We start from the raw sequence: 1060 nt of genomic DNA on the forward strand, positions 1-1060 counted from the left end.
GCTCAGGGCACCCAAGAGCACTACTACACCACCAAACTGGAAGACGCGATCATCGTCGCCATCAACAACAAGATGCACAACTGCCAGGACCCAGGCAACTCGCACTTCACCCACCTGGAAGAAGTGCAGTTCACCTACCGCAAAATCACCTGGACCCACGAAGTATCCGGTACTTCGGGTTCCGATGACTGGCGTTCCCCAGTCGTTTAATCGCGGCTGATCGTCACCCGCATCGGCCAGCTCTGCTGGTCGATGTCGTTTACGCCCTTTCAGAATTTTGCGTCTGCTGATTCCTTATTCAGGTCTTGGCAAACGCCGCAGTACTGCACGAGGAACAAGGGATGTTCGCGCCGGCCAATCAGACCCACTTTGCCCTGACCATCGAAGGTCTTTCCGCTGATTTTCAGGTGTTTACTCTGCAAGGTCGGGAAGCCATCAGCCAGCCTTTTGTGTTCGAGGTGGAGCTGGTCAGTGAGCAGCCGTCGCTGGACCTCGAAACGCTGCTGCACAAACCGGCCTTCCTGCAACTGTCGCCCGACGGCAGCGGCATCCACGGCCAGATCTACCGCGCCGCGCAAGGTGACTCAGGCAAACGCCTGACCCGCTATGCGGTGACCCTGCGCCCGCAACTGTCGTACCTCGCGCACCGCATCAACCAGCGCATTTTCCAGAACCTGACGGTGCCGAAAATCATTGCCAGCGTCCTCGAAGATCACGGCATTCAAGGCAATGCCTACGCCTTCAAGGTCGGGGCGGTTTATCCCGAGCGCATCTACTGCGTTCAGTACGACGAGTCAGACCTGCACTTCATCCAGCGCCTGTGCGAAGAAGAAGGCATTCACTACCACTTCGAGCACACCACCACTGGCCACAAACTGGTGTTCGGCGATGACCAGACGGTGTTCCCCAAACTGGCCCCGGTGGCCTATCAGCAAGACTCCGGCATGGTCGCCAACGACCCGGTGGTCAAGCGCTTCGACCTGCGTCTGGAAACCCGTACCAGCCGCACGACGCGTCGCGATTACGACTTCGAAAAACCGCGCATCACCCTCGAAAGCGA

General features: G+C 58.3%; 2 protein-coding genes. Both read left to right on the plus strand.

The window, feature by feature from the left end; translation table 11 throughout:
- A partial coding sequence (gene tssD, locus DU29_RS0126435; protein ID WP_028624405.1) for a type VI secretion system tube protein TssD occupies positions 1-210 on the plus strand: 210 nt, incomplete at its 5' end.
- Between the two features lie 131 nt (positions 211-341).
- Positions 342-1060: type VI secretion system tip protein TssI/VgrG (gene tssI / locus DU29_RS0126440; RefSeq protein ID WP_028624406.1), on the plus strand; the 719-nt coding region annotated here is incomplete at its 3' end.

This window comes from Pseudomonas sp. Ant30-3 (assembly GCF_000690905.1).
Taxonomy (GTDB): domain Bacteria; phylum Pseudomonadota; class Gammaproteobacteria; order Pseudomonadales; family Pseudomonadaceae; genus Aquipseudomonas.